The organism is Methylobacterium sp. CCH5-D2, from assembly GCF_001556475.1.
Lineage (GTDB): Bacteria > Pseudomonadota > Alphaproteobacteria > Rhizobiales > Beijerinckiaceae > Methylobacterium > Methylobacterium hispanicum.
Genome location: NZ_LSIX01000709.1, coordinates 1 through 6,242 on the forward strand (window position 1 = coordinate 1; position 6,242 = coordinate 6,242).

The 6,242-nt window shown below is 69.1% G+C and carries 3 protein-coding genes and 1 pseudogene; 3 read left to right on the plus strand and 1 reads right to left on the minus strand.

From position 1 onward, the window contains the following. Positions 1-56 precede the first annotated feature (56 nt). Complete coding sequence (locus tag AX737_RS18590; RefSeq protein ID WP_245293475.1) at positions 57-1,592, plus strand: HAMP domain-containing methyl-accepting chemotaxis protein; 1,536 nt, start codon at positions 57-59, stop codon at positions 1,590-1,592. A 357-nt stretch (positions 1,593-1,949) separates the two neighbouring features. After that, positions 1,950-2,204, plus strand: a complete 255-nt coding sequence (locus tag AX737_RS18595; RefSeq protein ID WP_066924006.1) for a hypothetical protein — start codon at positions 1,950-1,952, stop codon at positions 2,202-2,204. 586 nt (positions 2,205-2,790) lie between these two features. Here AX737_RS18595 and AX737_RS18600 read toward each other — a convergent pair. Next, positions 2,791-4,470 carry a diguanylate cyclase gene (locus tag AX737_RS18600; RefSeq protein ID WP_066924008.1) on the minus strand — a complete coding sequence of 560 codons (1,680 nt, stop codon included), beginning with the start codon at positions 4,468-4,470 and terminating at the stop codon, positions 2,791-2,793. An 847-nt stretch (positions 4,471-5,317) separates the two neighbouring features. Here AX737_RS18600 and AX737_RS18605 point away from each other — a divergent pair. Next, positions 5,318-6,242: pseudogene (locus AX737_RS18605) on the plus strand (hypothetical protein); the annotation flags it as partial.

Below are 6,242 nucleotides of genomic sequence, written 5' to 3' on the forward strand. Positions count from 1 at the left end.
GCCGCCGGTTACGATACCGACTTGGCCGTTGCTACGTGAGCGGGCACGGCTCTAGCTTGCAGGCCAAGACCCTCGCGCAGGCGATCGAGCATGCCGTGGTCCAGGCAACCGCGATCTACATCGCCACCGACACCGACGAGGCCAAAACCCGTCTCTCGGCGCTTCAGGGCGCCCTGACGGAGGTCGAACAGGCCCGTGGCCCGTTCCTCGCGGCCATGGACGCGCATCTGTCACCAGAGCGCAAACGCAAACTCGACCTCGCGGTCAAGGAGTTCATCGCCTACCAGACCGACACCGCCGAGATGGGCCTGACCCTGTCCCCCAAAGCCGCCCTGATCCAGGCCACGGACGAAGCCACGGTTAGGAACCGCGAACGCATGGTGATCGAGATTGGGGGCCTCGGGCGTGAAACCCTGACCCGCCTCGACGCCGAGCGCGCCGCCGCCGAGGAGGCCCGCAGCTGGACGACGCTGGCGCTCCTGGCGGTGCCGGCCGCGGCCCTTGTCCTCGGACTCCTCGCCGCCTTCTGGATCATATCCACCCAGGTGCGGCGCCCCCTCCATCGCCTGAGGGCGACGATGATGGCGCTAGGGGCCGACAAGTTGGATGAAACAGTGCCTTTCACCGCGCGCCGCGATGAGATCGGCGAAATGGCGTGCGCCATCGAGGGGTTCCGCTCGTCGCTGATCGAGAAGCGGATGCTCGATGCGGATGCCACCGCGCGCTCGGGCCGGGAAGCGCTGAGGGCGGACGCCTTGGCGCAGGCGACGCAGGCCTTCGAGATCGAAACGGGGCGCACCTTCGCGGACCTCGCGGGCTCGGCCCAAGCAATGCAGGGCGCAGCCAACACCCTGTCCGCGACCGCGCGAAGGACCACGGAGGAGGCTGGTCGGGCCAGCCTCGCCTCGGGGCAGTCCGTCGATGTCGTCAACAGCATCGCCGGAGCCGCCGAGGAACTCTCCAGCTCGGCCAGGGCGATCGAGGAGCAGGTCCGCTATACCAGCGACATCGCGGGCACCGCTCTGTCGGATGCGCGCGGCCTCGAAGCCACCGTCGCGGGTCTGGCGAAGGCCGCAACCGAGATCGACGCCGTAGTCTCCCTCATCCGCAGCGTCGCGGAGCAGACCAACCTGCTCGCGCTGAACGCGACCATCGAGGCTGCGCGGGCCGGATCGGCTGGCAAGGGGTTTGCCGTCGTCGCCGCCGAGGTCAAAGCGCTCGCAGGCCAGACGGCCTCGGCAACCGACCGCATCACCGCGCAGGTCGCGGCGATCCAGACGGCGGCCGATGGCACGGTCGTTGGGATCGGCGCCATCGGCCAGACCATCGCGAAGATGAGCAAGGCCGCCTCCACGGTGGCGGCCGCCGCTGAGCAGCAGGGTCAAGCCAGCCAGGAGATTGCGCGAGCCATCGCGAACGCGGCGGGTGAGGCTCGTACGATCTCGGGGAGTATCGGCAGCGTTCGCGCGGCAGCAGCTTCGAACGAGGCGCAGGCCGGGATGGTGGGGGACGGAGCCAGCCGCGTCGCGGAGAGCGCAGAGAGCATGCAGGCTGCAATCGAAACCTTTCTCCAACGCGTCCACGCGGCTTGAGTCGACCCGCCCGCAAGAGCCAGAGGCGCCTGAGGACGCCTATCCACCGTTCACGCTGGAGATCTGGGACGGCTACCGGATCGAGCGCTGCGTAGCCGCGAGCTGGAGCCTGGAGATTGCCAGCCGTACCTTCGAGAATGCTGTCGAGCTATGGCCCGACAGAAGCTGCTCCTGCGGCAGCGCGCACGCGTGATCCGGAAGCATCCCATCCGATGTGGACGTTTAGGCGATCATCTCATCTACACATACGGTCGCTCAGCTCACCAAGCCGTGAACTCTGCGACCCTGCCTAGGCTACTTGACCTAGGCAAATCGTTTGGCTCGACAGCACGAGACTACCTCGTAGAGACTGGGCTCATGTATCATGTGAGCCGCTGTCTCCGCAAACTTGAGGGTCTCTCCGCCGCGCCGGACAGTACCGTTGCTGACCAAGTCGATGCCGCTCTGAATGAACTGGAGCAGGCTTACCGCCAGCCGAGCGAAGGCATCGTCGCGCTAGAAGCGGTGCTGCAGGAAGTCTGGCGCAACCGCAAGATGCGCGGCCCCCCGATCGGCCATTTCATTCAGGCAAGCGTCGAGCGACGCCAAGAGGTGCTTGCGCGCCACGCCTGAGGTCGCGGTAGCAGTCTGACCGTCGCGCGTCGTTTGAGGCCTGTCGGCGGCGGGCTGAGCATCGCGGCTCCTTCATCCGAGGAGCCCCACGATGCAAGATCTGCTTCCCGCCCCCGTGATCAGCCCGCGGCGCCAACGCCTGATCGAGGAAATGGGCCTGCGCCGGTTCTCGCACGAGAAACGACCAACTACCATAGCTGAGCGCCTCGGTCCCCGCGGGTTCCCTCTTCGAAGACTTTCGTCCCCCTCACGGCGCCGGAAAATCTTTACGAGACCGGACCTTCAGCTATCTGCATGCGAATGTCTGTTGATGGCGCGAAGCTGAACAAGGCGGGGGCGAACTCCTGACCCCATCCGGACATTCGAGCAGCTTCTGCCGAAGGTCCGGATGTGGTGGAAAGCGGAGATTGCCTCGCTGCCCGCAAGCGGACGTTCGGCTTACGACCCCATCCAGACCTTCCGCTCGGCAACTCTGACGGTCTGCTTCGGGTCGCTTCTTCTGCCGGTGTCGAGGCCGGAGCCGTCTCCAATCTCGGTTGGAATGATTGCCCTGTAGCCCCGCATGATCCCGCCGAGCCTGGATCTCTCAGGCCGCCGCTGCCGCCTGAGGCGCATCGAAGAACCGGCAGACATTCCGCCCCTCGGCTTTGGCCCGGTAAAGAGCGGTGTCGGCGTTCTTGAACAGTGCCTCTGCCTCCTCGTGGCCGCCTCCTACGGCAATCCCGATGCTGACGCCGACCCTGACCGTGGCGGGCCCAACGTCCACCGGCAGATCGACCGCAGCGATCAGGCGCTCGGCCACGCGTGCGGCCGACTGCCACGTATCCAGATCAACGAGCAGGATCGCGAACTCGTCGCCGCCCAGGCGCGCCACCGTATCGCCCGCCCGGACCACGCCGCGGAGGCGCTCCGCGATCACGCCGAGCAGCGTGTCGCCGGCCGGGTGCCCGTGGGCGTCGTTCACGGCCTTGAACCGGTCCAGGTCGCACGCCAGCACGGCGAAGCGGCCACCATGCTGCCGGGCCCGGACGACCAACTGGTTGAGGCGCTCCCGGAAGAGCGTGCGGTTGGGCAGGTCGGTCAGCGCGTCGTGGAGCGCCATGTGGGCGATCCGGCGCTCGGCCGCGCGCCGCATCGTCGTGTCGGCCTGCAGGCCGACCATGCGGGCGGGACGCCCCGACGGGTCACGGGCGACGACCTTGCCCCGTACCAGCACCCAGGTCCAGCCGCCGTCCTGCCGCCGCATGCGATGCTCGCTCTCGTAGAGGGCCGCGCGCCCCTCCAGATGCTCGCTCAGCCGGCGCCGGGCCTGGACCGCGTCGTCGGGGTGGACGAGCCGCTCCAAGGTCCGGCTGTGGCTCTCCAGCTCGCCGGGCGCGTAGCCCAGCATCGACTGCCAGCGGTCCGACAGCCACATCCGGCCATCGGCGAGGGCGAGGTCCCACAGGCCGTCCCCGTCGACGGCGAGCGCGAGGCGCTCCTCGCTCAGGCGATGGGCCGCCTCGCTGGCGCGCAGCGCGACGTTCGCGCGGCGCATCCGCTCGGCGAAGAGGGCCAGGGCAGCGAAGGCCAGAACCGTCAGCATCAGGCCCGCGACCGCCCCGGCGAGGACCAGGCGCGGCAGGTTCGGGCCATGCCGCCCGGCCGCGAGATCCGGCACGATCACGACGGCCGCCATCGCGGTGAAGTGCAGGGTCGCGACCGCGCCGGTCATGAGCGTCGCCGCAACGGCCCGGGTCCGTTCGGCCATGCTCCCCGGCCGCGGGCGTCTCCGGACCAGGAAGGCCGCTGCCGCGAGCGCGCAGCCGCCCGCCAGCGCCGCGCCGGCCAGCGGCCAATCCCAGACGAGCACACCCGGAACCTGCAGACTCGCCATGCCGAGCGCGTGCATCGCAGCCACGCCGAGCCCGAGCACGAGGCCGGCCGCCACAGCCGCGGCGGGCCGAGTTGCGTCCCGCACGAGGGCGAGCGCGGCCAGGACGCACAGGATAGCGGCCGCCAGGGAGAGCAGCGTCAGGTCAGCCCCGTACCCGATCGCGATGCCGGGATCGTAGCCCAGCACCCCGATGAAGTGCGTGCACCAGATCCCGGCCCCGGCCGAGAAGCCGGCGGCGGCGAGCCAGGCGGGCCGCGCCGGGCCGGTGCTGTCCCTGGACTGGTCGAGCAGGCGCAGCGCCGTGTGGCTGGAGATCCAGCACACCAGGGCGGCCAGCGGCACGACCCAGCCGGGATGCTGATCCACGAGGCAACCGATCATCCGGCTCATGACACGCGCTCCTCCCTCAGTGGTTTCCGGCCCGGACCTTATCGGTCGCCGCCTCGCCGGCGGGTGGTGCAGCGGCAGTGCCGGACGGTGATGCGGTAGCGCCCGGCAGGTCGGTTCCGGGGCGCGCCAAACCTCGACCGAGCCTGCATCGGAGCAGTGCCTCAGGTAGTATTAGGCTCGGACAAAGGTTAACGGATCGTGATCGAGGTAACCGTTAGTTGCATCCCGGAAGCGATGCGATTATTGTCCTTACGTTGAAGCACGCCAGAGTAAAGCTGACGTCGCAGTGGGTGGGTGATCCGCGCAACTGTAATTGTGCGGTCGCTCGGGCAGGCCGGCCGGAACGCGCAACCGTTCGTTAATCGAGTCGGTGCTTAACATAGGTCACATACAACCATCGGTGAGGTAGCCGAGGGCGCTCACGATGCGGCTGGATCCGTTCCGGTCGGTCTGTCTCCGGACGCCAATACCGGCCGACCGCCTGCATGCGCTGGGTGGCGGGGCCATGCATGCCGACGTCGTCGGATCGACGATGGTTCGCGCGCGGAGAGACTGGTTTTCCGCGCGCAAATTCGCAGTACACCCCAGTATAATTCGATATAATATCAACAATTATCACTTGTGGTTTGCTATTTTAGTGCAACCTTAAGTTATTATTTGGTACTATGAAGATACCAGACTGATCATCCGCCGATGCGAATCTGGTTCACCTGCATCGAAACCATCCCGCACGAATCGAGTACAGCCCATGTTCGGACATCCCACCGCTCAGCCGCGGTCGCGGCGTGCTGCCGCGCGCCTCGATCTGCACGGGTCCCTCCCACCGGCCGCCCTTGTCGGGACGATCTTGCTGGCCTCGGCGGCCGGGCCGGCTCAGGCCCAGCTCCTTCGGGGTCTGCTGGACACGGGGTCCGGCTCGGGCGTGCTCGGAACCGGCCTCACCGTGGGAACGACCGCGCCGGGCGGCGGCGTGCTCGGGACCGGGCTGACGGTCGGGACCACGGGCAGCCTCCTGGGCACCGGCGTCACCGTCGGCTCGACCAACCCGGGTGACGGCGTTCTCGGAACCGGTGTCACGGTGGGAACGAACGCGCCGGGCGGCGCCATCGGCACCGGTGTCGTCGTCGGCACCACGGGGCCGGGCGACGGTCTGCTCGGGACCGGGGTCACGCTCGGCACCACGACGGCGACGGGCCCCGGCGGCGGTCCGACCGGTTTGCCGTTCGGCCCGACGGGCCAGCCCTCCGGCCCGACGAAACCGACGACGGGGCCGGGGGAGGTCGTCACCATCGACAGCGGCGGGCCCGGCGCAGGCTTCGGGGACATCGCGCTCCGGCTCAGCAGGCTGGAGCAGCAGATAGGTGCGGCGCAGGACGTTCCCCTGCGCGGGACCGATACGAGCCGGGCCGGCACGCCGCTCGCGACGGGCCAGGACGCCGTCGCGGGCGGCCACGGGGCGGCGGCGAGCGGCAACGGCGCGACGGCGCTGGGCAGCGGCGCGAACGCGGCGGGGGATGGCTCGGTCGCGCTCGGCAGAAACGCGAGCGCGACGCAGGCCGGGTCCGTCGCGATCGGGACGGGCGCGCGGACGAGCCGGGCCGGGCAGGTCGCGCTCGGCTCCGGGCAGAGCACCTACACCATGGCCGGCATCGCGTCCGCGGCGAGCCGGAACGCCCAGAGCGGCGCGACCCAGTTCATCACCACGGATGCCGCCGGCAACCTCGCCGCCTCGGGCTACGGCCCGGGCAACATCGCCGCGCTGGAGGGGCGGG

Bases quoted from the DNA above. Each gene is read 5' to 3' on its own strand.
- AX737_RS18600 (WP_066924008.1), bottom strand. From the start codon at position 4,470: ATGAGCCGGATGATCGGTTGCCTCGTGGATCAGCATCCCGGCTGGGTC.
- AX737_RS18595 (WP_066924006.1), top strand. From the start codon at position 1,950: ATGTATCATGTGAGCCGCTGTCTCCGCAAACTTGAGGGTCTCTCCGCC.